The sequence below is a fragment of the Microbacterium sp. 10L49 genome, assembly GCF_056395125.1.
The window spans coordinates 751,957-776,910 of record NZ_JBFTIW010000001.1 but is presented as its reverse complement, the minus strand read 5'-3'; the positions used below and the strand labels follow the sequence as shown (position 1 = coordinate 776,910).

Below are 24,954 nucleotides of genomic sequence, written 5' to 3'. Positions count from 1 at the left end.
GCCGGACCGGGACACCAATCTGGAAGAAGGAGGAACGGTGACCATCGCCGCATCCCGCCGCCGCGCGTCGCAGAGCCGACGCGGTGCTCCGCCCCGTCGCGGATCCCTTACGCGCGCGGAGGGCCGTCAGGCGCTCGGCTTCGCGAGTCCCGCCCTGATCGGCCTGGCCGTGTTCACCGTCGTGCCGGTCGTGCTCTCCATCGTGATGAGCTTCTACAACTGGCCCACGTTCGGCGACAAGACGTTCAACGGCGTCGGGAACTACATCAAGCTCTTCACGTCGAGCCCGGACTTCTGGCCGGCGATGCGCAACACCGCGGTCTTCACGATCGTCTACGTGCCTCTCAGCATCGTCTGCTCGCTGATCCTCGCCATGGCGCTCGGCCCGCGGATCCGCGGGCGTGGCGCGCTGCGCGTGCTGTTCTTCATCCCGGTCGTCACGCCGATGGTGGCGAGCGTCCTGGTCTGGAAGATGATGCTGCAGCCCCAGGGCCTGTTCAACGGGATCGCGCAGGGCTGGTTCGGCATGAAGCTGCCGAACTTCCTCGCCGACCCGTTCTGGGCCATGGCGATGGTCATCATCATGAGCGTGTGGCAGGGGCTCGGTTACAACATGCTGATCTTCTCCGCCGCGCTCGAGCAGCTGCCGGAATCGGTCATCGAGGCGGCGCGCATCGACGGGGCCTCCGGCTTCCGGATGCAGTGGAGCGTCGTCGTCCCGATGATCTCGCCGTCGATCTTCTTCGCGACGATCATGACCATGATCACGTCGTTGCAGGTGTTCGCGCAGCCGCAGCTGCTCACCGGAGGCGGCCCGGGCAACGCGACGCAGCCTCTGGTCCAGTTCATCTACAACCAGGGCTTCAAATTCCAGGATCTCGGCATCGCCGCCGCTGGCGCGTGGATCCTGTTCGCGCTCATCATCATCATCACCGCGCTGCAGTTCGGGGCGCAGAAGAAGTGGGTGCACTATGAGCACTGATCTGCAGCAGGCGGCCATCCGGGAGTCCTCCGAGTCGGTGGAGGTCGCGGTCGAGGACCGCGGAAAGCGCTCGAAGGCGCCGCTGTCCGGCGGCGAGCGGACGCGACTCATCATCGCGCACGTCTTCGTCTACCTCGCGGCGCTCATCTTCGTCTCTCCGCTGATCTATTCGTTCTTCTCGGCGCTGAAGCCCAACAACGAGATGTTCTCGATGCCGCCGAAGCTCGTCGGATCCGAGGTGCGCTGGTCGAACTTCGCCGACGTGTTCGCGTACGGTCCGTTCCTCACCTTTATCGGGAACTCGTTCTTCGTGGCCATCGCCGGAACCCTCGTCGTCCTCATCGTCTCGACGACCGCGGGGTACGCCTTCGGCCGGCTGCGCTGGCGTGGACGCGACGCGGTGTTCGTGCTGTTCCTTGCGACCCTCATGGTCCCGGCTGAGGTGCTGGTCATCCCGATGTTCCAGGTGATGCAGTGGCTGAACTGGGTCGACACCTACCAGGCACTGATCTTCCCGTTCGCGTTCACCGCTTTCGGCACGTTCCTCATGCGGCAGTTCTTCCGCGGCATCCCCTACGAGCTCGAAGAGGCGGCCCGTGTCGACGGCGCGGGACCCCTGCGCTCCTTCCTCCAGATCATCCTGCCGCTGGCGAAGTCCGCGGTCGCGGTGCTCTCCGTCTTCACCTTCCTCTCGTTCTGGAACAGCTACCTGTGGCCGCTGATCGTGACGGTCGACTACAACGCGCATGGCACGCTCCCGGTGGGCCTGGCAACCTTCTCCGGCCTGACCGGCACGCGCTGGGATCTGCAGATGGCGGCGGCGATCATCTCGATGGTGCCGACGACGGTCCTCGTGATCGTGCTGCAGAAGCACCTGGTCAAGGGCATCGCGATGGCGGGGCTCGGCGGACGATGACTCACGATGCAGGATCCGGTGCCGCGCAGCACCGGGAGACGAGTGCGCCCGTGATCTCGGGCGTCGACATCGGCGGGACGAAGATCTCCGCCGTGCTGACCGACGAGACCGGCGCGGTCCTGGCGAAGGGCGTCGTGCCGGCGCCCGCCGCGGAGGGAGGCGCCGCGATGGCGGACGCCGCCGCCGATCTCGTCCTCCGGCTGTGCGACGCGCTCGGCGCTTCCCTGGCCGGGGCGGGCGTCGGTGCGGCAGGCGTGATCGACCAGGAGCGCGGCGTCGTCGTCGCCGCCTCCGCCACGTTCACCGACTGGAGCGGCTTCCCGCTCGCCGACGAGCTCGCGCTGCGCCTCGGCGTGCCCGTGTGGGTCGAGAACGACGTGAACGCCTTCCTGCTCGGGGAACTGCGCTGGGGCGCGGCCCGCGGGGAGAGCGACGTGCTCGGCATCATGCTCGGCACGGGGGTCGGCGGCGCGATCGCCCTCGATGGCGCGGTGCACCACGGCGCGCACGGCGCGGCGGGGGAGATCGGGCACACGCCCGGCTTCAGCGACCTGGTGTGCACCTGCGGGCAGACCGGACACCTGGAGACGCTCGCCTCCGGCACCTCGATCGCCCGCCGCTACCGCGCGGCGACCGGATCCGATGCCACCGCCCCGGAGATCGCGGATCGGGCGAGGGCCGGGGAGACCGCGGCGCTCGACGTCTTCACGGACGCGGCCCGTGCGACGGCGCTCGCCGCCTCCGTCGCGTCCTCCCTGCTCGATCTCGGCATGGTCGTGATCGGCGGAGGGGTGCGCGAGGCCTGGGATCTGCTCGAGCCCGGCATCCTCGATGCGCTGCGCACCGACGCCCCGGTCTCCGGGTTCGCACTCCGCATCGTGCCCGCTGAGATCTCCGCCGACGCCGTCGCGCGAGGAGCCGCGGCGCTCGCCTCCGCGCGACTCGCCGATTCCGTCCCCGCCCCCGTCTGAACCACCCGCATCGCCTGAGAAGGAACGAACGTCGTCATGACAGCGCCCACCCCGCACATCCGCCCCGAGGCCGACACGGTCTGGATGGGGCCGCTCCCGGCCGTCCAGGACGGAGGGCTCGTCCGTCCCCGGATCGGCATCGCCGGGATCTCGATCGAGTCCAGCACCTTCTCGCCGCACATCTCCGGCGACGAGGCGTTCACGATCCGCGAGGGCGTCGACCTCCTGCGGTACTACCCGTTCCTCGACGAGGGCCGTGAACTGCGCGAGGCGGCCGAGTGGGTCCCGATCCACCACGGGCGCTCGCTGCCGGGCGGAGCCGTGGCGCCGGCCACCTACCAGCGGATGAAGGAGGCGATCGTGCGCGGCATCCGCGCCGAGATCGCCGCGGGCGGTCCGTTCGACGGATTCTTCTTCGACATCCACGGCGCCATGAGCGTCGTCGGCATGCAGGACGCGGAGGGCGACCTGGCGGCGGCCGTGCGCGCCGCGCTCGGCGACGACGCGCTCGTGTCGACCTCGATGGACCTGCATGGCAACGTGTCGGAGGTGCTGCGCGACGCGCTGGATCTGCTCACCTGCTACCGGATGGCGCCGCACGAGGACTGGATGAACACCAAGGAGCGCGCGGTGTGGAACCTGCTCGCGCGCCTGCGCGGTCCGTACGGATCCGACCCGATGCAGCGCCGTCCCTACAAGGCATGGGTGCCGGTGCCCGTGCTGCTGCCGGGGGAGAAGACGAGCACACGGCTGGAGCCGGCGCGCGGCATCTACGCGCAGGTGCCTGCGGTGGAGGAGCTCGACGGCGTCGTGGACGCGGCGATCTGGGTCGGCTACGCCTGGGCTGATGAGCCGCGCAACATGGCGATCGTGATGGTGACCGGTGACGACCGCGCCGTCATCGCGCGGGAGGCCGAGCGCCTTGCCCGGCAGTACTGGGACGCGCGCGCCGACTTCGTCTTCGTGGGGCCGACCGCCGGCCTCGACGAGGCGCTCGACCGTGCGCTCACTCCGGGAACCGCGCACCCGTACGTCATCTCGGATTCCGGCGACAACCCCACCGCGGGCGGAGCGGGCGACGTCTCCTGGACCCTCGGCGAGCTGCTCGCGCGCCCCGAGCTCGCGGAGCAGGGACGGGTCGTCGTGCACGCCTCCGTGTTCGATCCCGCGGCGGTGGCACAGGCCGTGACCGCCGGCGTCGGCGCGACCGTGACTCTGGAGGTCGGCGGGCGAGTGGACCCCGGCCCCCGCGGTCCCGTGCCGATCACGGGCGAGGTGTTCTCGATCACCGAAGGCGACCCCGAGGCGGGCACGCAGGTCGTGCTCCGCGCCGGCAGCGTGCACGCGATCGTGACCGAGCGGCGCAAGCCCTTCCACCACCTCGACGATTTCCGGATGCTGGGGCTGGATCCCGAGAGCGCCGACATCGTGATCGTCAAGATCGGGTACCTCGAGCCCGAGCTGTACGACCTCGCCGCCGATTGGACCCTCGCCCTCACACCGGGAGGAGTGGACCAGGATCTGCTCCGCCTGGGGCACCACCGGCTCGCGCCGGGCGTCTTCCCGTTCGACGCCGACGGCACGCCGGCCCTGACCGCGCACGTGAGCCGTCGCGGAGAGGAGCTGTCCGCATGATGAACTTCGAGACGCGCACCGGACCCGACTTCGGATCCGAAGCTCCGGCGTATCCCGCCACCCGGGTGCCGGACTGGTACCGCGACGCCAAGCTGGGATTCTTCGTGCACTGGGGGCTGTACTCGGTGCCGGCCTGGGCCGTGCAGCACGGCGAGGGCGTGAACATCCCGACCGAGGACGCGTACGCTTGGCACCAGTACGCGGAGTGGTACGGCAACACCGTGCGGATCGCCGGGAGCCCGACCTGGCAGCGGCACCAGGAGCTCTACGGACCCGGCACGTCGTACGAGGACCTCGCAGACCTCTGGGACACGTCGTCCTTCGACGCCGACGCCTTCATCGGCGAGCTCGTGGACGCGGGTGCCCGCTACGTCATCCCGACGACCAAGCACCACGAGGGCTTCTGCCTCTGGGGCACCGGCACGACCGGCTTCAACGCGGTGGCCCGTGGGCCCCGGCGCGACCTGATCGCGGAGCTCCATGACGCCACGCGACGTGCCGGCGCACGCTTCGGGGTGTACTTCTCCGGCGCGCTGGACTGGCACGCGAGCGACTTCCCGGCGATCGAGTCGGACACCGACCTGTTCCGCTACCGCCGCAACGACGAGCACTTCTCGCGCTACGCGGCCGCGCAGCTCGACGAGCTCGTCGAGCGGTTCTCGCCGGACGTGCTCTGGAACGACATCGAATGGCCCGACGGCGGCAAGGGCCACGACGACTTCGCGGTCGCCGCGCTACTGCGCCGCTACTTCGAGCGAGTGCCGCACGGCGTCGTGAACGACCGCTGGGGCGTGCCGCACCATGGCTTCCTCACGCGCGAGTACACGCACATCCCCGGCATCCTCGAGGCGCCGTGGGAGTCGACGCGCGGCCTCGGCTACTCGTTCGGGTACAACCAGGCCGAGGACGAGCGGCAGACGCTGTCCGGGCCGGACCTGATCCGGATGCTCGTCGACGTGGTCTCCAAGAACGGGAACCTGCTCATCAACGTCGGTCCAGACGCGGCCGGGCGGATCCCGGAGCTGCAGCGCCGCACGATGCAGGATCTCGGCGCATGGATGCGCGTGAACGGCGATGCGATCCACGGGACGCGTCCCTGGGTGCGCTTCGGCGAGGAGATCGGCGAGCCGCGCCGCTACACGCGGTCCGCGGAGGGGGTGCACGTGCACGCCCTCGACCCGAGCACGGGGGAGGTCCGCCTCCCCGCCGAACTGGCCGACGGTGCGGCGCGCTGGGCGGACGGTTCCGCCGCGGAATCGGAGGCATCCGGCGACGGCACGCGGATCGTGCGCATCCCCGCGGGGCTGCGGGCCGAGCCCGTCGCCACCCTCACGGTCGCGCCGTGACGCGCATCGCGCTCGAGATCGCCGTCGACGGGCCGACCGGAGCGCAGACGGCGTTCGCGGGCGGCGCGGATCGCGTCGAGCTCTGCCAGGCGCTCGCCGCGACCGGCGGCCTGACGCCTTCGGGGGCGACGGTCGACGCGGTCCTCGCCGTCGCCGGCGATCCGGAGCGCATCGCCGTGCTCGTCCGGCCGCGCGTCGGCGGATTCGTCTACAGCGCCGAGGAGGTCGACCTCGTGGCCGCCGACATCGCCGATCTCGTCCGTCGCGGCGCGGGAGCGGTCGTGGCCGGCGCGCTGACCGCCGACGGCGCCGTGGACCGCGGCGCTCTCGAGCGCTGGAGGAGCGCCGCGGGTGCCGCGGATCTCGTCTTCCACCGGGCGATCGACACGGTGCCGGAGCCCGCGGCCCTCGTCGACGATCTCGTGTCGAGCGGGGTACGGCGCGTCCTGACGAGCGGAGGGGCCGCCCGCAGCATCGACGGTCGCGACACCCTGCGCGCCCTCGTCGCGGAGGCGGACGGCAGGCTCGAGATCATGGCCGGGGGAGGCGTGCGCGTCGAGGACATCCCCCGGCTCGTCGCCTGCGGCGTCGACGCGATCCACCTCTCCGCACGCCGGCCCTCCGGGGACACCGCGCCGAGCGGTCCCGGCGGCGGGGATCCCGGCTTCGATGTGACCGACGGCGGCATCGTGCGCCACGCCGCTGCTGCATTGCGCGTGCGACTCTGACCCGCCGCCTCTGACCGTGGCCGCCTCCGAGCCGTCGGTCCCCTGACGAGGAAGAGCGCGACGTCCTCTCGGGAGCGTCGCGCTCTTCGCAGCGGTCGCGGCGGGGCCCGCTCGGTTCAGGGCGTGCTGGTCGGCGAGGGCTCGGAGCCGCTCGACGCCGCGTCCGGCACCGTCAGGGGAGCCTGGACTCCTGCGCCCCATACCGGAGCGGGAAGGGTGACGGTCTGCCCGCCCTGGATCTGACGCAGTGCGTCAGCGATCGCCGTGGCGTTCTCCGGCACCGGCAGGCCGCACTTCTCCAGCTCCGAGGCGAACTTCAGCGTGAGGCGCTCCTTGCCCGCCGCGACGGCATCGGCGGTGGTCCCGGTCTGGATCGCGCTGCCGGTCTGGATGTCCGAGACCTTGTCGCACACGTGGTAGACGGCGCCGCCGGAGACCCAGGTCACCTGATCCTTGCCGAGCAGCTGGATGACCGTGGACTGGTCCGCCGTGTACTGCTCGACGGACGCAGGCTTGAAGTCGATGCCGAGCACCACGGCGAGCGCGGCGAGCGCGATGCCGACGATGCCCGCGATCGTCTTCTGCCCCTTGTCCATGTCCTTGTTCAGGAACACCATGATGATGAGCGGCACGAACGCGATGATCGCGATGATCGCGCCGAGCTGGTTCTGCACGAAGAAGCGGACGGTGTCGGAGCGGCGGGCCGGATCCAGATGATTCGCCTTCTTCCACAGGAAGGATCCGGTGATCGAGAGCGCGGCGATCACCACGAACAGCACGATGAGCGTGATGAACGCCCACTGCGGGAAGGTGACGGTCGCGCCCTGCTGCTCGAGCAGGCCTGTGTCGGGGTTGCGGACGAGCTTGCCGTCCTCGCCGACCACCTGGCGCTGACGCAGCAGCCAGAAGATGCCGACGGCCTCGGCGGCGATGGCGACGGCCCAGAGCACGGCCGCGATCCAGCGGAACCGGGTCGCGGTCGCCTTTGCCTCCGGGGTGGGCACCCAGCCGGCGGGCGGATCCGCGGGGCCGTTGGCGGCCGCGGCGTTCCCTGCGGCGGAAGCGCTCTTGCTCGCTGCGGTGCGGGCGGGTCTCTTGCTGCTGTTCTCGGGCACGGTGGTCCTTTCCCTTCCCCCTGATGCTGGACCTGAGCCTAGCGGCGGCGAAGCCGCACGCGTGGGATATCGGTCGCTACGCTGGACACATGACAACCGACCCGGACGACGCGCTGCGCTGGGAGGGCGACGAGCCCGATGCGCCGGACGCTGCCGCGAAGAATGCGCCCCCTGCAGTGCCGCGGGCACAGGCCTCCGCGGGCGACGCTCAGAAGGGGGAGCGGGTCGGAGAGAGCGCAGCCGGAACTCCGGTGGCGCGCGCCGCGACGGGCGGGGCGACGTCGGCTGCAGAGGTCGAGACCGACGCCGACGACGAACCGGCGGGGATCGGCAACGCAGCCCTGGTCTTCTACGGGATCATCGGCGGCGTGTACCTGCTCTTCGCGGTGGGCTGGATCGTGGGCGGCTTCCGTCTGCGTCCGCGCGCGTCTCTGCTGCTCGTGGACTGGATGTACTTCCCCTGGATGTGGCTCGCAGCGCTCGCCCCGGTGTTCTGGTTCGCCACGGCCTGGATGCTCACCCGCGGCAGGGTGACCTGGATCAGAGTCGTGGCGCTGATCGCCGGCGCCGCGCTGCTGGTGCCGTGGCCCTTCGTGATGTTCGGGACGGTGGGAGCATGAGCGCCGAGTCTATGTCGACCGCACCGCAGACGGATCCGCGGCGTCCGCGCTGGATCTTCTACACGCTGCTGGGCGTGTTCGGCCTCCTGTACGCCTACGCGATCTGGAACGCCATCGCGTACATGATCCCTCTCGTGGGCCTCGCCGTCGGAGCGACGACGTGGGTCGCGCTGATCCTGGCGATCATCCTGCCTGCCGTCATCTACGTCGTCGCGATCGCGCTGACCCGACGGCGCCGGCTCGGCACGGTGGCGCTCGTGCTGCTCACGGGCCTGTGCCTGGTCGCCGTGTTCTGGCTCGACGTGGTCGGTTACACGCTCTCCGGCACGCACTGACCGCCCCTGTCTCTCGCCGTCACACGGTCGGGGCGGCTCTGGCACCTCGGGTAGAGTGTGGGCACTATCGCGCCCCGACGGTGCGGCGCGTCCGGATCCCCCTTCCCAGCCCCGAAGGATCTCTCTGTGCCCGAGAATGCCGTGAACACGTCCGCCCGCAAGCCCATCGTCCTGCTCGCGGAGACGCTGTCTCCCGCCACGGTGGACGCGCTCGGTCCCGACTTCGACATCCGCTCGGTGGACGGCACCGACCGCGAGGCGCTCTTCGCCGCCCTCGCCGACGCGGACGCCGTGCTGATCCGCTCGGCCACGAAGGTCGACGCGGAGGCGCTCTCGCACGCCCCGGTGCTGAAGGTCGTCGCCCGGGCGGGCGTCGGCCTCGACAACGTCGACATCAAGGCGGCGACGGCCGCCGGCGTCATGGTCGTGAACGCGCCCACATCGAACATCGTCTCCGCCGCCGAGCTCACCGTCGGCCACATCCTCAGCCTCGCCCGCCGGATCCCGGCGGCACACGCCTCGCTGTCGGCGGGGGAGTGGAAGCGCAGCTCCTACACCGGCGCCGAGCTCTTCGAGAAGACGGTCGGCATCGTCGGCCTCGGCCGGATCGGCGCGCTCGTCGCGGCGCGCCTGGCGGCGTTCGACATGCGCGTCGTCGCCTACGACCCCTACGTCACGAGCGCCCGCGCCCAGCAGCTCGGCGTGCAGCTGCTCAGCCTCGAGGACCTCGTCGCCGAGAGCGACTTCCTCACGATCCACATGCCGAAGACGCCGGAGACCACGGGCATGATCGGCGCAGACCAGTTCCGCGCGATGAAGAAGACCGCGTACGTCGTCAACGTCGCGCGCGGCGGGCTCATCGACGAGGAGGCGCTGCTGGTCGCCCTGCAGAACGGCGAGATCGCCGGTGCCGGCCTGGACGTCTTCACGTCCGAGCCGCCCGTCGAGGGCAGCGCCGCGCGCGCACTCACCGCGCAGCCGAACGTCGTGGTCACCCCGCACCTGGGTGCGTCGACCGACGAGGCGCAGGAGAAGGCCGGCGTCTCCGTCGCGCGCTCGGTGCGCCTCGCCCTCGGCGGGGACCTGGTCCCCGACGCCGTCAACGTGGCCGGCGGCGTCATCGACCCGTACGTGCGCCCCGGCATCCCGCTCACCGAGAAGCTCGGCCAGATCCTCTCCGGTCTCGCCCAGTCGCCGCTCACGAGCCTCGACGTCGAGGTGCACGGCGAGCTCAACGGCTACGAGGTCAGCGTGCTGCGCCTGGCCGCACTCAAGGGCGTGTTCACCCCGATCGTCAGCGAGACCGTGTCGTACGTGAACGCGCCGCTGCTGGCCGAGCAGCGCGGCGTCGCCGTGCGCCTCGTGCAGGACGACGTCAGCGAGGAGTACCGCAACGTCATCACGCTGCGCGGCGCGCTCGCCGACGGCAGCCAGGTCTCGGTGTCCGGCACCCTGACCGGCCCGAAGCAGATCGAGAAGCTCGTCGCGATCAACGGCCACGCGGTCGAGCTGCCGATCGAGAAGCACCATGTCGTCATGCTCTACACCGACCGCCCCGGCATCGTCGCGGTCTACGGGCAGCGCTTCGGCGACGCGGGCATCAACATCGCCGGCATGCAGATCGCGCGCGAGACGGCCGGCGGCCAGGCGCTGTCCGTGCTCACGCTCGACTCGCCGATCCCGGAGACCCTCCTCGATGAGGTGCGCGAGGCGATCGACGCCGACCTGTTCCGTCAGATCGAGCTCGTCGAGGCCTGACCCGGCTCAACGAAGAACCGCCGCCCCGGGACGATCCGGGGGCGGCGGTTCTTCGCTTCGGGACAGTCTCAGGTCTCAACGGAGCGGAGCACCAAGGCGACCAGGGCGTCGAAGTCGGCGCCGGTGGGGACGACGCCGTCCGCGTCCTCTGCGGGCCCGTGCGAGTCCAGCGCATTGTTGAAGAACAGGCCGTCGCTGAGCAGCAGCACGAGATCGAGCGCCGCCTGATCGCGGACGTGCGGGCGGATCCCCTCCGCGAAGCGATCGCGCATCCGGTGCAGAGCCTCCGCCGCGGGCGAGCTTCCGCCCTGCGCCAGCCGGGATGCCGCGATGATCGCGCGGTCGAGCGAGTCGTCCATCATCACCGATGTGCGGAGGTAGTACTCGACCGGCCCATCCTGCGCCTTGCCCATCGTCGCGACGTCCTCCTCGACGAGACGGTCCAGGCGTCCGATCATCGCACTCGCGAGCTCGTCCTTCGACGCGAAGTGATAGAGCAGACCGCCTTTGGAGACGCCGGCGGCCCGTGCCACGGCGTCGAGGGTCGCGGTGCGCTCGCCCGCGGAGATGAGCAGGGCCTCGTAGGCGTCGAGAACGCGCTCACGGGCATGCGGAGGTCTGGCCATGTCTGTTACTATACCAGCTGGACGGTTAAGTAACTCGTCCTTCCGCGATGAATCCGAGAGGTGCACCATGTCCGCAACAGCGTCGATCTCCCTTCCGGGGACCGAGGACGGCCCCCGCGTCGGTGCACGCGGCTGGGCGGCGCTGGTCGTGCTCATGCTGCCGGTGCTGCTGGTCTCGGTCGACAACACCGTGCTGTCCTTCGCTCTGCCGGAGATCTCGACGGCGCTGAGCCCCAATGGCGTCGAGCAGCTCTGGATCATCGACGTCTACCCGCTCGTGCTCGCCGGGCTCCTGGTGACGATGGGCACGCTCGGTGACCGTTTCGGGCGACGGAAGATGCTGCTCATCGGCGCCACCGGGTTCGCGCTCGTCTCCGCGCTCGCCGCGTTCGCTCCCACGGCGGCGCTGCTGATCGCCGCCCGCGCTCTGCTCGGGTTCTTCGGCGCGATGCTCATGCCGTCTACGCTCTCGCTGCTGCGCTCGGTGTTCCAGAACCGCGAGCAGCGACGGCTCGCGATCGCCGTGTGGGCGGCCGCGTTCTCCACCGGCTCCGCACTCGGGCCGATCGTCGGGGGAGTGCTGCTCGAGCACTTCGCGTGGGGATCCGTGTTCCTCGTCGCCGTGCCCGTGCTCATCCCGCTGCTGATCCTCGCACCGATCCTGGTGCCGGAGAGCCGGGATCCGAAGCCGGGCCGGATCGACCCGTTCAGCATCCTGATGTCGATGGCCACGATGGTGCCGGTGGTCTATGCGATCAAGGAGTTCGCCGTTGAAGGGCTCACCCCGCTCGTCGTGATCCTGGTCATCCTCGGCGTGGGCATGGGCGTGCTGTTCGTGCGCCGGCAGCTGCGCGCAGAGATCCCGATGCTCGATATGGCGCTGTTCCGCCGCGGCATGTTCAGCGGTGCGATCCTCGTGAACCTGCTCAGCGTCGTCGCCCTCGTGGGCTTCCTCTACTACGTGTCGCAGCATCTGCAGCTCGTGCTCGGGTTGAAGCCCGTCGAGGCAGGCCTCGCGCTCATCCCGGGTATGGCCATGATGATCGTCTCCGGACTCGTCGTCGTGCCGATCGCGCGCCGCGTGCGTCCCGAGATCCTCGTCCCGGCCGCCCTGGTGTTCTCGCTCGCCGGCTATCTCGTGGTGGCCTTCACCACGCACGCGCACGGTGTGGCGCCCCTGATCGTCGCGTTCGTGCTGCTCGGCACCGGCATCGGCGCGGCGGAGACCGTCTCGAACGAGCTCATCCTCGCCGCCGCCCCGCCGGAGAAGGCGGGCGCGGCCAGCGCCGTGTCGGAGACGGCGTACGAGCTCGGCGCCGTGCTCGGCACCACGATCCTCGGCGGCATCATCACCGCGTTCTACCGCACCTCGCTGGTCGTGCCGGCGGGTGTGCCGGAGGCGCTGGCCGATCGCGCGAAGGAGACTCTCGCCGGAGCGTTCTCCGTGGCGGAGCAGTTGCCGGGGGCGCTCGGACAGGCGCTGCAGCAGGCCGCATCCGAGGCGTTCGGCACCGGCGTCATGGTGACCTCGCTCATCGGAGGCTTCCTGGTGATCTGCGCCGCGACGATCGCCGCGCTCACCCTCGGGCGCCGGCTCGGCAACTGACCACCATTCTCGACGACTCTTTGTCGGGTGGGTCTCCGGCTCCCGATAGCCTGGGATCCTGCACCCGTAACGAATCGCAAGGAGCGCCCGTGTCGGAATCGTCGTCCCGTGTCGTGAAGCTGGCTGTCATCCCGGGTGACGGCATCGGTCCCGAGGTCGTCACCGAAGCGGAGAAGGTGCTCGACGCCGTGACCGCCTCGAGCCCCGTGACGTTCGAGAAGACCCGCTTCTCGCTCGGCGCCGCGCGCTTCCTGGAGACGGGCGAGACGCTGACCGATGAGGATCTGGATGCGATCCGCGCGCACGACGCGATCCTGCTCGGCGCCGTCGGCGGGCAGCCGGGGGATCCGCGCCTGAAGGACGCGAACATCGAGCGCGGGCTGTTGCTGAAGCTCCGTTTCGAGCTCGACCACTACGTCAACCTGCGCCCGTCCAAGCTCTACCCGGGTGCGCCCGGACCGCTCGCGGACCCGGGCGAGATCGACTTCGTCGTCGTCCGCGAGGGCACCGAGGGACCCTACGTCGGCAACGGCGGCGCCATCCGCAAGGGCACCCCGCACGAGGTCGCGAACGAGACCAGCGTGAACACCGCCTTCGGTGTGGAGCGCGTGGTGCGCTACGCCTTCGCGCTCGCGGAGAAGCGCCGCAAGAAGCTCACGCTCGTGCACAAGACCAACGTGCTGGTGCACGCCGGCGCGATCTGGAAGCGCATCGTCGACGAGGTGGCGCTGGAGCACCCCGACGTGGCCGTAGACTACCTGCACGTCGATGCGGCCACGATCTTCCTGGTCACCCACCCTTCGCGCTTCGACGTGATCGTCACCGACAACCTCTTCGGGGACATCCTCACGGATCTGGCCGGCGCCGTCACCGGTGGCATCGGCCTCGCCGCCTCGGGCAACATCAACCCCGACGGCGCGTTCCCGTCGATGTTCGAGCCCGTGCATGGCTCGGCACCCGACATCGCGGGCCAGCAGAAGGCCGACCCCACCGCAGCGATCCTCTCGGTCGCTCTGCTCCTGGACCACCTGGGGCTGAGCGACGAGGCCGCACGCGTGCAGCGTGCGGCCTCGGAGGACATCGCCGCACGGGACGGCGCCCGCACCACCGAACAGACCGGCGCGGCGATCATCGCCCGGCTCCAGGCGTAACCTGAAGTCAGCGCACGACGCCGCACCCTTCGACCTGTCAGGACGCATTCATGACCATCGAACTCCCTCTTCAGGCTCCGTCACCAGCCGGACTCATCTGGCGCGTCACCCGTAACGAGGACGCGCGCTCCGACGCCGACCGCGAGGAGATCCTCGCCGCGCCCGGCTTCGGGCAGCACTTCACCGACCACATGGTCGATCTGTGCTGGTCGGACAAGGGCGGCTGGCACCGTCCTCGCGTCTCGCCGTACGGCCCCATCGAGCTCGACCCGGCGGCCGCCGTGCTGCACTACTCGCAGGAGATCTTCGAGGGCCTCAAGGCCTACCGGCACGCGGACGGATCCGTGTGGACCTTCCGCCCCGACCGCAACGCCGCCCGCCTGCAGCGTTCTGCGCGGCGCCTGGCTCTTCCCGAGCTGCCGACCGAACTGTTCATCGAGTCGCTCAAGCAGCTCGTCGCCGTCGACTCCTCCTGGGTGCCCAGCAACCCCGAGGAGAGCCTCTACTTCCGCCCGTTCATGTTCGCCAAGGAGGCCTTCCTCGGCGTGCGGGCCGCGAAGAAGGTGGCCTACTACCTCATCGCGAGCCCGGCCGGAGCGTACTTCCCCGGCGGCGTGCAGCCGGTGAACATCTGGCTGTCCCGTGACTACGCCCGCGCCGGTCACGGCGGAACGGGCGCGGCCAAGACCGGCGGCAACTACGCCTCGAGCCTGCTCCCGCAGGAGGAGGCGTACAAGAAGGGCTGCCAGCAGGTCCTGTTCCTCGACGGCGAGTACATCGAGGAGCTCGGCGGCATGAACCTCGTGCTCGTCACCCGCGACAACAAGCTGATCACCCCGGCCAGCGACTCCATCCTCGAGGGCATCACGCTCGCGTCGATCCTGCAGCTCGCGAAGGACCGCGGGCTGGAGGTCGAGCAGCGCAAGGTCTCCATCCAGGAGTGGCGCGACGGCGCCGCGTCCGGCGAGATCGTCGGTGCGTTCGCCTGCGGCACCGCCGCGGTCGTGGTGCCGATCGGCACGCTCATGGCAGACGACTTCGAGATCGTGCACGCCGGTCCCGCGTCGACCGAACTCGCGATGTCGCTGCGCGAGGAGCTCACCGACATCCAGTACGGCCGCCGTGAGGACACCCACGGCTGGCTCGTCCGCCTGGACGCCTGACCCGCCGCACGATCCACGCCGCCTCCGACGCGGAGGCGGCGCATGAACCGCGATCCCTGACAGGAGAGGACCCCGCTATGAAGCTGGCCATGGTCGGACTCGGACGGATGGGGGCGAACATCGTGCGCCGCCTCATGCGCGGAGGGCACGAGTGCGTCGTCTACGACGTCAACCCGGATGCTGTCGCCGCACTCGTGGCGGAGGGGGCGATCGGCGCGACCGATTACGCCGACCTCGCGTCCAAGCTCGACGGGCCGCGCGTCGTCTGGCTGATGATCCCGGCCGGGCTCACCGGGCGTGTCGTCGACCAGCTCAGCGAGGTGCTGAAGCCCGGCGACATCCTCATCGACGGCGGCAACTCGAACTACCGCGACGACGTGCGCCGCGCCAAGGCCCTGCGCGAGAAGGGCCTGAACTACGTCGACGTCGGCACCAGCGGTGGGGTCTTCGGCCTGGAGCGCGGCTACTGCCTCATGGTCGGCGGCCCCGACGAGGCGTTCGCCACGATCACCCCGATCCTGAAGACCATCGCGCCGGGCGTCGGCGAGATCGAGCGCACCCCGGGTCGTACCGGCGAGCTCAGCGACGAGGAGCTCGGATTCCTGCACTGCGGGCCGTCCGGTGCCGGTCACTTCGTGAAGATGGTGCACAACGGCATCGAGTACGGCGTGATGGCGGCGCTGGCCGAGGGGCTGAACCTGCTCGAGAACGCCGACGCGGGGATCCGCGAGGCCGAGCACTCCGCCGAGGTCGCACCTCTCGAGGAGCCCGAGTACTACCAGTTCGACATCGACACCCCGAAGGTCGCCGAACTGTGGCGGCGCGGATCCGTCATCTCGTCGTGGCTGCTCGACCTCACCGCCGCGGCTCTGCAGGGCAACCCCACGCTCGACGGCCTCGCCGGCCGGGTGTCCGACTCGGGCGAGGGCCGCTGGACGGTCAAGGCCGCCGTCGACGTGGGCGTGCCGGTGCCGGTGCTCGCCGCCTCGCTGTTCGAGCGTTTCGCGTCGCGGGACGAGGATCTGTATGCGAACAAGGTGCTCTCGGCGATGCGCCTGCAGTTCGGCGGGCACAAGGAGCTGCCCGCGGGCGACGTGCTCGAGGCCGGCGGCAACAAGGCCGAGACGACGGGCTGATCGCGCGTCTGGATAGGCTGAGCGTGTGAAGATCGCTCGGTTCAGCCACAACGACGGCATCAAGTACGGGATCCTCGACGAGGGCGAGCTGGTCGTGCTGGCCGGCGACCCGATGTTCGCGGGCTACGAGACGACGGGGGAGCGGGTGCCGCTGGCCGATGTGGCGCTGCTCGCCCCGGTGATCCCGCGGTCGAAGGTGGTCTGCGTCGGCAAGAACTACCACGACCATGCCGCCGAGATGGGCGGCGAGGCGCCGGCGGAGCCGCTGCTGTTCCTCAAGCCGAACACCGCGGTGATCGGCCCCGGTGACACCATCGTGCGTCCGAATGCGCTCTCGGAGCGCACCGAGCACGAGGGCGAGCTCGTGGTCGTGATCGGGCGCATCGCCAAGAACGTCGCCGCGGAGAACGCGCAGCAGTACGTGTTCGGCTACACGGTCGGCAACGACGTCACGGCTCGCGACCTGCAGCGCAAGGACGGCCAGTGGTCGCGCGCGAAGGGCTTCGACACGTTCTGCCCGCTGGGACCGTGGATCGAGACCGATGTCGACCTGGACGTCGCGGAGCTCACCACCCGGGTGAACGGCGAGGTGCGCCAGCACGCCCCTCTCACCGACATGATCCACTCCGTCGCCGACATCATCGCGTATGCCTCGGCCGTCTTCACGCTGCTGCCGGGCGATGTGATCATGACCGGCACTCCGGCCGGCGTGGGCGCCTTCGAGGCCGGTGACACGGTCGAGGTCGAGATCTCCGGAATCGGGACGCTGCGCAACGCTGTGCGCGACGCCGTGCCCGCGTCGTGACCGCAGCGATCCTGACCGAACAGGAGCGCACCAGGATCCAGCGTCGCACCGTCGGAATCCTCTCGCTCGGTCAGGTCCTCGGCGGGATCGCCTTCGGCGCGACGGTCTCGCTGGGCGCGCTGCTCGCGGCGGACATCTCGGGAAGCGACGCGCTCTCCGGCCTCGCCACCGCCTCTGTGACGCTCGGCGCCGCCCTCGCGGCGATCCCGCTGGCGCGCCTCGCCGGGCTGCGCGGCCGCCGCCTCGCGCTCACGGCGGGCAACCTGCTCGCCCTGGTCGGCATCGTGGTGGTGATCGGCGCGGCGGCGATCCGCGTGTTCCCGCTGCTGCTGGTCGGGATCATCATGATCGGCATGGGCAACGCCGGGAACCTGCAGTCCCGGTTCGCCGCGACCGATCTCGCCCAGCCGCAGCATCGCGGTCGGGATCTGTCGGTCGTCGTGTGGGCGACCACGATCGGAGGGGTCGCCGGGCCCCTGCTGCTCGGCCCGGGCGAACAGCTCGGCCGGGCGATCGGGATGCCTGAGCACACCGGCTCCTACCTGTTCTCGCTGGTGGCGCAGATCGCGGCGTTCGCGCTGTACTTGATCGCGCTCCGGCCGGATCCGCTGCTCACCTCGCGCACGCTGCCCGAGACCGGATCCGTCGCGGCCGGCATCGAGCGCGTCGACCGCCCGGTCGCCGCCCGCTACGCGATCTTCGCGATCGCCGGCTCGCACGTCACGATGGCCTCGGTCATGGCGATGACCCCGGTGCACCTGTCGCACATGGCCATGGCCGGCGGGGTGATGGGTGGCATGCACGACGGCATGTCGATGGAGCTCGACGTCACCGTGCTCGTCGGCGTGACCATCGCGATGCACGTGGCCGGGATGTACGGGTTGTCGCCGGTGTTCGGCATCCTCGCCGACCGCTGGGGCCGGCTGCGCACGGTGCTGCTCGGGCAGGCGCTGCTCGTCGTGTCCCTCTGCTTCGCGATGTTCGCGGGGGAGACCACGTGGGGTGTGATGGTCGCGCTGATCCTCCTGGGCCTCGGGTGGAGCGCCGCGACTGTCGCCGGTGCTGCTTTGCTCACCGAGGCGTCCGCGCCCGCGCTGCGCACCCGCCGTCAGGGCCGCAGCGACTCGCTCATGAGCCTGAGCGCGGCCGGCGGTGCGGTGCTGGCCGGCGTGATCCTGCAGTCGTTCTCCTACGCGGGCCTCGCCATCGCGGCCCTCGTCGTGGTCGCCGCGATCGTCGTGCTGTCGCCGTTCGGGAAGCGATGAGAGGCACGTCGCCGGGATCGCGGTGATGCGCCGGGATCCGTCCTTATGAGACCGCTGAACATCCGGTATCAGAGCGCTGGTGCGGGTGTAGCGTCATGGGCGGTCCCGCGCCGCTGACCCGGCGGCCCGGGTGATCCGTCAACAAGGAGGTTGGCATGTCACGTACCAGGGCCCTCTTCGCCGCACTCGGCGTCACCGCGATGGCCGGAGCGACGGCGCTCGCCCTCGCCCCAGTCTCGTCTCCACCGCCCGCCGCGGCGAGCGTGGTGCCGTTCGCGGCGCAGGCTCCGGACAGCGCGTTCACCTCGCAGGCCGATTCGGACGGCGGGGCCATCGCCTGCCAGCGCCCCGCCCCGGACAACCGCGTCTCCACCACGATCCACTGCTACACGCCGGATCAGCTGCGTGCGCACTACGGCCTGGGTCCGCTCGCCTCCAGCAACGACGGCGCCGGACAGACGATCGTGCTGGTGGACGCCTACGGCAGCCCGACCGCCGCCGATGACCTGGCCTTCTTCGCCCAGACGTTCGGTGGACCTGCCCCGGACTTCGAGGCGGTCTCGCCGCTCGGCACGCCCGACTACAAGAACCCGACCGGCAAGGGCGTCGGGCAGTCCGGCCCGAACTCCGCCGCCGGCTGGGCCGGAGAGGCCAACCTCGACGTGCAGTGGGCCTACGCGATGGCGCCGAAGGCGCACATCGTGCTGCTGTCCACCCCGCCAGCCGAGACGCAGGGCGTGCAGGGCGTCCCCAACCTGATGAAGGCGATCGACTGGGCGATCCAGAAGTACCCGTCGGGGACGGTGTTCTCCATGTCGTTCGGCACCGACGAGCAGACCTTCGGATCCGCTTCCGCGGCGAAGACGCAGTTCACGAAGTTCGACCAGACCTTCCAGCGCGGCATCGCGAAGGGCGACACGTTCTTCGCGTCGTCCGGCGATGACGGATCCACCGGATACGTCCGTTCGCACCGCGCCGGCACGGTCGGATCCACGCCCGAGGTCAGCTACCCCAACGTCTCGCCGTACGTGACCTCTGTCGGCGGTACCCAGGTGCAGGACGGCTGGACGTGGAACCCCACCCAGGATGTGCCGTATCTCGCGAGCGGCGCCCGCAACCCGGCGTACTGGGCGTGGAACTCGGGCGGCAACACCGAGCCCGTGTGGAACGAGGGCGGCTTCCAGATCGGCACAGGCGGCGGCCTGTCGACCGTGTACTCGCGGCCGGCGTACCAGGACGGCGTCTCCGGCGTCGTCGGCGGTGCGCGCGGCGTGCCGGACCTCGCGTGGAACGCGGCGGTGAACGGAGGCGTGCTGGTCTACCACACGTACTTCCCGAGCACCGAGGGTCCCGCGGCGTGGGGCGTCTTCGGCGGCACCTCGGCGGCGTCCCCGCAGGCGGCCGCGGCGACCGCGATCGCGAACCAGGCGCGGGCCGCCGCGGGCAAGGGCCCGATCGGCGATCTGAACAAGGCGCTGTACAGCGCGTCGTTCGACCACTCGTCGGCGTTCAACGACATCGTTCCGCGCACCTACGGGACAACGCCGAGCGGGGTGCTCGACAGCAACCGGATGTGGGCGCTCGCCGATGACGGCTCGCTCACGCCGAACGCCGTGCCGGGCTACGCCACGACGGACGGTTACGACCTGACCACCGGATGGGGCGCGCCCATGGTGCCGGGGTACGTCGCACAGCTCGTCGCGCAGTGATTCCACGATCCGGGGCCGGGCGGGGTTCTCCCGTCCGGCCCCGGACCCTGCTCGGGAGGCAGGCCGCCCGCAACTAGAATCGAAGGGCTATGGCTACTCCCGATCCCCGCACCACGACCGCGTCCGGTGCTGACGTCCGCGTCCGCTTCTGCCCCTCGCCGACGGGTCTGCCGCACGTCGGCATGGTCCGCACGGCGCTCTACAACTGGGCCTACGCCCGGCACACCGGCGGCAAGATGGTGTTCCGCATCGAGGACACCGATGCCGCGCGCGACAGCGAGGAGAGCTTCCGCCAACTCGTCGACGCGCTGACCTGGCTGAAGATCGACTGGGACGAGGGCGTCGAGGTCGGCGGCCCGCACGGGCCGTACCGCCAGTCGCAGCGCGGTGACATCTACCAGGGCGTGATCGAGAAGCTCAAGGCCGCCGGATCCGTGTACGAGAGCTACTCGACGGCGGAGGAGATCGACGCCCGCAACGAGGCGAACGGCCGCGCGAAGCAGCTCGGCTACGACAACTTCGACCGCGACCTCACCGAGGAGCAGCGGGCCGCGTTCCGCGCCGAGGGTCGCCAGCCCGCGCTGCGTTTGCGTGTGCCGGATGAAGACGTCACCTACGTCGACCTCATCCGCGGCGAGGTCACGTTCCCGGCGGGATCCTTCCCCGACTTCGTGGTCGTGCGTCCGAACGGCGCTCCGCTGTACACGCTCGTGAACCCGGTCGACGACGCGCTCATGGGCATCACGCACGTGCTGCGCGGCGAGGATCTGATGCCGTCGACAGCGCGTCAGCTCGCGCTCTACGGTGCGCTCATCGACGCCGGCGTGACGACCTTCGTGCCGCGCTTCGCGCACATGCCGCTCGTGCTGGGGGAGACCGGCAACAAGAAGCTCAGCAAGCGCGACCCGCAGGCCGACCTGTTCCTGCACCGCGAGCGCGGCTTCATCCACGAGGGCCTGCTGAACTACCTCGCGCTGCTCGGCTGGTCGATCGGCCCCGACCGCGACGTGTTCTCGCTCGAGGAGTTCACGGCCGCGTTCGACATCGTCAACGTGAACCCGAACCCGGCCCGCTTCGACCAGAAGAAGGCCGAGTCGATCAACGGCGACCACATCCGCAAGCTCGAGGCGAAGGACTTCGCCGAGCGGATCCTGCCGTACCTCGCCGCCGCCGACGTGTTCGACGGGGAGCCGACGCACGAGCAGCTCGTGCTGGCCTTCCGCGCCGCCCCGCTCGTGCAGGAGCGCGTGCAGCTGCTCGGCGAAGTGCCCGGCCTGCTGGGCTTCCTGTTCTCCGACCAGGTCTCATACGACGAGGACGCGCTCAAGGGGCTGCCCGCGAACGCCGCCGAGGTGCTCACGGCATCCGTCGTGGCGCTCGAGCCGCTCGATACGTTCACGCCGGAGGCGATCCAGGATGCCCTGGCGGCCGCGCTGATCGACGGTCTCGGTCTCAAGCCCCGCGTCGCCTACGGCCCGCCGCGCGTCGCCCTGAGCGGACGCCGGGTGTCGCCGCCGCTCTTCGAGTCGATGGAGCTGCTCGGCAAGGACGAGACGCTCCGCCGCCTCCGCGCGCTGGCCGAGTTCCTGGGCTGACCCGATCGCGGGCCGGGGCGGGGGAGCGCGACGCGCGCGGGATCTCGCCCCGGTTTGGATCCCGGGATCAGCTCGGGTAAGCTTGACTCTCGGTGCGAGGCTCCGGTTTCGCCCTTGGGGTATGGTGTAATTGGCAACACGGCTGATTCTGGTTCAGTTGTTCTTGGTTCGAGTCCAGGTACCCCAGCAAGAAAAACCCCCGCTAAGGCGGGGGTTTTCTGGTTTAGGTAGGCGCCCGGTGGAAGGCGCGTGGGAGATATGTGGGATATCTCGTGGTTGAACTACTCGATCCCCAACTCTTTCGCTAGCGCCTCGACCTGCGCGCCACCGTCCTTCATCTGTGATCCGCGCCCCACTGCGATGGCAGACTTGGCGTACTCGGGAGTCGGGTTGTAACCGTTCCGAAGCAACAACTGCGCAGAAGCGCTCGCGAGCAGCGAGCTCGCAACTTCCAGCGACTCCGTGAGCCGATCTTGATCAGCGACCCCCGGCGTGTGGAACTGGCCCGGGCGCCACTCCACAGACGTGCCCTTGAACGTCTGCAGATCGAGGATTGCCCATGTCTTCCCGTGAGCAGCGGCACTCGCGGTTCTCCAGGCAGCTTCGCAGCGGTCTGGGTTCAAATCCCCGCGTTCGGCGGCCGCGCGGATCATATCCACGTAAGACGGCATCTTGTCCACAGAGGGGCCGTACTCCGTCCAAGACTGGGCGTTTCTCGCATGGAACGCTATCCGCTCATCGGTCTCGACAAGACTCTTGCCCTGGGCGCTCCAAGCCAGGCGTTGTTCCCTGAGGTCATCCCGGACAGCCCGGATGAGACGCGCGATCGCTTCGCCGGTGTTGCTGACGTTGGTGAGCCAAAGCGACTGTGCGGCTCCTTCCATCGCGGCTCGGGACAGCGTGTGGAACCACCGAAAGCCCTGGTGCGTAATCGGACCATCGACTCGGCGCTGGGTTGGTATCGCCACGTCTGCCCAGGCAAGCATGTGGTCTAGGCCTGAGCGCAGCCCTTCGCGGGCCCATTGGCTGAAGGACTCGCGCGGATACTGCTGATCCACGATCTCGGAGTCGCTTCCCGTGACAGGAATCACGCATCGGGCGTGCACATCAGCGATCGTCCTGACTAGGACCGCAATTTCTGCCCATCGCAAAAGGATGTCAGCTCGAACCAGAGTGGCATCACGCTTCATGAGACGATCATCGCGCACCGCGGAGGCAGATCTAGCGCGAAACTCGTTCAGTCCGGGCCTCGGTCTTGTCCTGATGGGGGAGAGCGGATCCACCGAGATGCGTGTTCCTGTTCCACTCTTCGGGATCAGCTCGAGCGGAGCTCGTCCGTGTCGTGGCGCCGAGTTCCCTTCCTGGTCTGAGACAGGCGCGCCGCAGAACCATCGCGTCGACATCCCCTGAGCAGACCTGTCCTCGTTAGTTGGACCGCTGACTTAGTATGGTTAGGATCTTCGTGAGCTCGCCCGCAAGCGACTCGGGATGATCGGAGTGGCGGTGAGCGCGGGAAGGTCGCCTGGGGCATGTGGCGGCCGTGCCGGCGCTGAGCGGCAGGGGGGTGTTGCCGCGCCGCCCGGAGTTCCCGTACCGATCGGGCGGTACGGGAACTCCTCCGCACGCGAGCGCGCGGCACGGGTCGCGTCATGCCGGCGATCACGGCATATCCGTGACAGGAACCTACGATGTACTGGGTTCGGCACACGGCCGACAACGGAGTGGCCCGGGAGGCGCGATGGAGGCGAAGGCCGCGAAGCGGGCCAATGGTGTGGAGACGCAGCGAGCCCTGCTCGTGGCGGCCGGCGCGGTGTTCTCGCGGATAGCGTACGCGGAGGCCCGACTGAAGGACATCGCTGAAGAAGCGGGCATCAGCCAGGGGTCTCTGTACTTCCACTTCGGGAACAAGGATGACGTGGCGCGCGCGGTTCTCACTGTTCAGCAGGGGCGCATGGCCCAGGTGCTCGCCGACGTGCAGGCCCGTCCGGGTTCGGGTCTGGACAGCATCCTGGGGCTGTTCGAGGGCCTCGCCGAACTGATCGCGACGGATGAGCTCGTGCAGGCGGGGATCCGCCTCTCGATGCAGCCCGCGACGGGGTTGGAGATCGACTCCAGCACGCCCTACACGGCATGGGTCGATATCGCGGCTGCCGTCGTGCGCGACGGGGTCGCGGACGGGTCGATGTCAGCCGATCTCGAGGTGCGTGCGACGGCCGAGCTGTTGAACGAGATCTTCGTCGGTGCGCAGGTCCTCTCCGGGCTCGAGGACAAATGGGCCTCCCTGCCGCGTCGTGTCGCCGCGGCGCAGGCGGGAATACGGATGCTGCTCACGTCATCCCACCGACCGGAGTGATCGTTCCCGACTGAGGTCGGGTCACGGAACCGAGGGCGCCGTGCAGGTCAGCCCCGGCTGATACACGCCGTAGCCGCGCCCTTCCGGATCCATCGACATGCCCACGTAGTTCTTGTAGAACGCGACGTGCGCGGTGAAACCGGTGTGCACGTGCATCATGTCCGTCGGATCGTCGTACTCGGCGTAGGTGCCGAGCAGCGCCGCGCGGACGGGCTTGCCGGTCGCTGTCGCGAGCTGGGCGGCGAAGGCCGACGCGTTGGCCGCGCAGAACACGTACTTGAGGAACTTGAACTTCGTCGTGATCGTGGAGCGCGACGGGAACGGCGTCTTCAGGATCGGCAGCAGGAAACCCTCGATGTAGTCGACGTCCTCCTTCACGACCCGATCGAGCGTCAGTACGGTGTTGTCGCCGGTGCCGCTCGTCGCGTAGCCCTTGGCGCCTTCCATCGCCCACATCGCGTGGTGGATCACCCGCGGGAACGCACAGCCCCAGAGCCAGGAGAAGCCGTCCGTCGCGAACGCCGCTTGGAACAGCGTGAGCGCGGCGGCGTCCTGGGTCGGCGCGACGAAGTCGTACTCGCCCCGGGAGTCCTTGTCGTTCGGATCCCGCTGCGTCGGGCCGAGCGTGGCCGTGATCGTGGTCGGGGCGCCCCCCGTGGACGGCACCGGGATGATCGGGGCACGGTCGTTGAAGCTGTTGACGAGGATGAGGCCGCCCATCCAGCCATGTCCGAAGAAGCTCACCTCCTGCAGCGTGCCGGGCGCGTTCTGGCCGATGTCGCGGATCGCGGCGTACAGGTCCGTGATCGACATCACGCTGAACTGACCCGGCTTGAACCCGGTGCGGCTCACCCCGGCGGAGTCGGTGAACGTGCCGATGCTGGAGCGGCCGACGGCCCCGAACGTCGCCACCACGCTCGAGGTCTCGGTCTTCGTACCGCCCGGGTAGGTCACGTCGATGCGGGTGACCTGACCGGCGCGAACGTCCATCATGAGGAATCGGAGATCCGCCTTCGCGGTGTTCTGCCGCGTGAGGTACTTACGGCGGTTCGTGGCCAGCACCTGGAAGTCGACCCCCTGGAACTCCCAGTCCACGCCGGCCATGATGATGTGGTTGCGCATGTCTCGGCCTCCTGCCG

General features: G+C 69.7%; 22 protein-coding genes and 1 tRNA gene. 19 read left to right on the top strand and 4 right to left on the bottom strand.

Features of this window, described 5'->3' with window-relative positions:
• Nucleotides 1-37: 37 nt before the first annotated feature.
• The 6 genes from AC1DCT_RS03700 (at nucleotide 38) to AC1DCT_RS03675 (ending at nucleotide 6,578) form a co-directional block, all read left to right on the top strand.
• Complete coding sequence (locus AC1DCT_RS03700; protein WP_440732054.1) at nucleotides 38-982, top strand: carbohydrate ABC transporter permease; 945 nt, start codon at nucleotides 38-40, stop codon at nucleotides 980-982.
• The gene (locus AC1DCT_RS03695; protein ID WP_477427535.1) at nucleotides 972-1,898 is read left to right on the top strand and encodes a carbohydrate ABC transporter permease; all 927 of its coding nucleotides are present in this window, start codon (nucleotides 972-974) and stop codon (nucleotides 1,896-1,898) included. The genes AC1DCT_RS03700 and AC1DCT_RS03695 overlap by 11 nt, the downstream gene beginning before the upstream one ends.
• Nucleotides 1,895-2,869: an ROK family protein gene (locus tag AC1DCT_RS03690; RefSeq protein ID WP_477427533.1), complete on the top strand. Its 975-nt coding sequence runs from the start codon at nucleotides 1,895-1,897 to the stop codon at nucleotides 2,867-2,869. The genes AC1DCT_RS03695 and AC1DCT_RS03690 overlap by 4 nt, the downstream gene beginning before the upstream one ends.
• A gap of 84 nt (nucleotides 2,870-2,953) precedes the next feature.
• Nucleotides 2,954-4,504, top strand: coding sequence for a M81 family metallopeptidase (locus AC1DCT_RS03685; protein WP_477427755.1), 1,551 nt, complete (start codon nucleotides 2,954-2,956; stop codon nucleotides 4,502-4,504).
• Nucleotides 4,501-5,850, top strand: a complete 1,350-nt coding sequence (locus tag AC1DCT_RS03680) for an alpha-L-fucosidase (RefSeq protein WP_477427531.1) — start codon at nucleotides 4,501-4,503, stop codon at nucleotides 5,848-5,850. The genes AC1DCT_RS03685 and AC1DCT_RS03680 overlap by 4 nt, the downstream gene beginning before the upstream one ends.
• Nucleotides 5,847-6,578: a copper homeostasis protein CutC gene (locus AC1DCT_RS03675; protein ID WP_477427529.1), complete on the top strand. Its 732-nt coding sequence runs from the start codon at nucleotides 5,847-5,849 to the stop codon at nucleotides 6,576-6,578. The genes AC1DCT_RS03680 and AC1DCT_RS03675 overlap by 4 nt, the downstream gene beginning before the upstream one ends.
• A 116-nt stretch (nucleotides 6,579-6,694) precedes the next feature.
• On the opposite strand, the gene AC1DCT_RS03670 is transcribed toward AC1DCT_RS03675, so the two are convergent.
• On the bottom strand, nucleotides 6,695-7,693 hold the full coding sequence (locus tag AC1DCT_RS03670) for a hypothetical protein (protein ID WP_477427528.1): 999 nt from the start codon (nucleotides 7,691-7,693) through the stop codon (nucleotides 6,695-6,697).
• Between the two features lie 89 nt (nucleotides 7,694-7,782).
• On the opposite strand from AC1DCT_RS03670, the gene AC1DCT_RS03665 reads away from it, so the two are divergent.
• The 3 genes from AC1DCT_RS03665 (at nucleotide 7,783) to serA (ending at nucleotide 10,406) form a co-directional block, all read left to right on the top strand.
• Nucleotides 7,783-8,313 (top strand): hypothetical protein, encoded by a 531-nt coding sequence (locus AC1DCT_RS03665; protein ID WP_477427526.1) that lies wholly within the window; start codon nucleotides 7,783-7,785, stop codon nucleotides 8,311-8,313.
• On the top strand, nucleotides 8,310-8,648 hold the full coding sequence (locus AC1DCT_RS03660; protein WP_477427524.1) for a bacitracin resistance protein: 339 nt from the start codon (nucleotides 8,310-8,312) through the stop codon (nucleotides 8,646-8,648). The genes AC1DCT_RS03665 and AC1DCT_RS03660 overlap by 4 nt, the downstream gene beginning before the upstream one ends.
• Before the next feature lie 126 nt (nucleotides 8,649-8,774).
• A complete protein-coding gene (serA, locus tag AC1DCT_RS03655) occupies nucleotides 8,775-10,406 on the top strand; it encodes a phosphoglycerate dehydrogenase (RefSeq protein ID WP_477427522.1) in 1,632 nt (543 codons plus the stop codon).
• A 68-nt stretch (nucleotides 10,407-10,474) separates the two neighbouring features.
• Here the strand turns inward: serA and AC1DCT_RS03650 are convergent, their stop codons facing one another.
• On the bottom strand, nucleotides 10,475-11,032 hold the full coding sequence (locus tag AC1DCT_RS03650) for a TetR/AcrR family transcriptional regulator (RefSeq protein WP_477427520.1): 558 nt from the start codon (nucleotides 11,030-11,032) through the stop codon (nucleotides 10,475-10,477).
• Nucleotides 11,033-11,099: 67 nt separating this feature from the next.
• Between AC1DCT_RS03650 and AC1DCT_RS03645 the strand changes: the two genes are divergently transcribed.
• The 9 genes from AC1DCT_RS03645 (at nucleotide 11,100) to AC1DCT_RS03605 (ending at nucleotide 21,649) form a co-directional block, all read left to right on the top strand.
• Nucleotides 11,100-12,638 carry an MFS transporter gene (locus tag AC1DCT_RS03645; RefSeq protein ID WP_477427519.1) on the top strand — a complete coding sequence of 513 codons (1,539 nt, stop codon included), beginning with the start codon at nucleotides 11,100-11,102 and terminating at the stop codon, nucleotides 12,636-12,638.
• 89 nt (nucleotides 12,639-12,727) lie between these two features.
• Nucleotides 12,728-13,789 carry a 3-isopropylmalate dehydrogenase gene (locus AC1DCT_RS03640; RefSeq protein ID WP_477427517.1) on the top strand — a complete coding sequence of 354 codons (1,062 nt, stop codon included), beginning with the start codon at nucleotides 12,728-12,730 and terminating at the stop codon, nucleotides 13,787-13,789.
• A 50-nt stretch (nucleotides 13,790-13,839) separates the two neighbouring features.
• A complete protein-coding gene (locus AC1DCT_RS03635; RefSeq protein ID WP_441976097.1) occupies nucleotides 13,840-14,952 on the top strand; it encodes a branched-chain amino acid aminotransferase in 1,113 nt (370 codons plus the stop codon).
• A gap of 77 nt (nucleotides 14,953-15,029) precedes the next feature.
• Nucleotides 15,030-16,088, top strand: coding sequence for a phosphogluconate dehydrogenase (NAD(+)-dependent, decarboxylating) (gene gnd / locus AC1DCT_RS03630; protein ID WP_477427516.1), 1,059 nt, complete (start codon nucleotides 15,030-15,032; stop codon nucleotides 16,086-16,088).
• A gap of 25 nt (nucleotides 16,089-16,113) precedes the next feature.
• On the top strand, nucleotides 16,114-16,893 hold the full coding sequence (locus tag AC1DCT_RS03625) for a fumarylacetoacetate hydrolase family protein (protein WP_441976099.1): 780 nt from the start codon (nucleotides 16,114-16,116) through the stop codon (nucleotides 16,891-16,893).
• Entirely contained in the window at nucleotides 16,890-18,158 is a 1,269-nt protein-coding gene (locus AC1DCT_RS03620) for an MFS transporter (protein WP_477427514.1), read from the top strand. The genes AC1DCT_RS03625 and AC1DCT_RS03620 overlap by 4 nt, the downstream gene beginning before the upstream one ends.
• Nucleotides 18,159-18,313: 155 nt before the next feature.
• On the top strand, nucleotides 18,314-19,867 hold the full coding sequence (locus tag AC1DCT_RS03615; RefSeq protein ID WP_477427512.1) for a S53 family peptidase: 1,554 nt from the start codon (nucleotides 18,314-18,316) through the stop codon (nucleotides 19,865-19,867).
• Nucleotides 19,868-19,956: 89 nt separating this feature from the next.
• Nucleotides 19,957-21,462 carry a glutamate--tRNA ligase gene (gltX, locus tag AC1DCT_RS03610; RefSeq protein WP_477427510.1) on the top strand — a complete coding sequence of 502 codons (1,506 nt, stop codon included), beginning with the start codon at nucleotides 19,957-19,959 and terminating at the stop codon, nucleotides 21,460-21,462.
• Nucleotides 21,463-21,577: 115 nt separating this feature from the next.
• Nucleotides 21,578-21,649, top strand: a tRNA-Gln gene (locus AC1DCT_RS03605).
• 94 nt (nucleotides 21,650-21,743) lie between these two features.
• On the opposite strand, the gene AC1DCT_RS03600 is transcribed toward AC1DCT_RS03605, so the two are convergent.
• Entirely contained in the window at nucleotides 21,744-22,652 is a 909-nt protein-coding gene (locus tag AC1DCT_RS03600) for a hypothetical protein (protein ID WP_477427509.1), read from the bottom strand.
• 548 nt (nucleotides 22,653-23,200) lie between these two features.
• Here AC1DCT_RS03600 and AC1DCT_RS03595 point away from each other — a divergent pair.
• Nucleotides 23,201-23,815: a TetR family transcriptional regulator gene (locus tag AC1DCT_RS03595; protein ID WP_477427508.1), complete on the top strand. Its 615-nt coding sequence runs from the start codon at nucleotides 23,201-23,203 to the stop codon at nucleotides 23,813-23,815.
• Between the two features lie 21 nt (nucleotides 23,816-23,836).
• Here AC1DCT_RS03595 and AC1DCT_RS03590 read toward each other — a convergent pair whose 3' ends face one another.
• Entirely contained in the window at nucleotides 23,837-24,937 is a 1,101-nt protein-coding gene (locus AC1DCT_RS03590) for a hypothetical protein (RefSeq protein WP_477427506.1), read from the bottom strand.
• Between the last annotated feature and the right edge of the window lie 17 nt (nucleotides 24,938-24,954).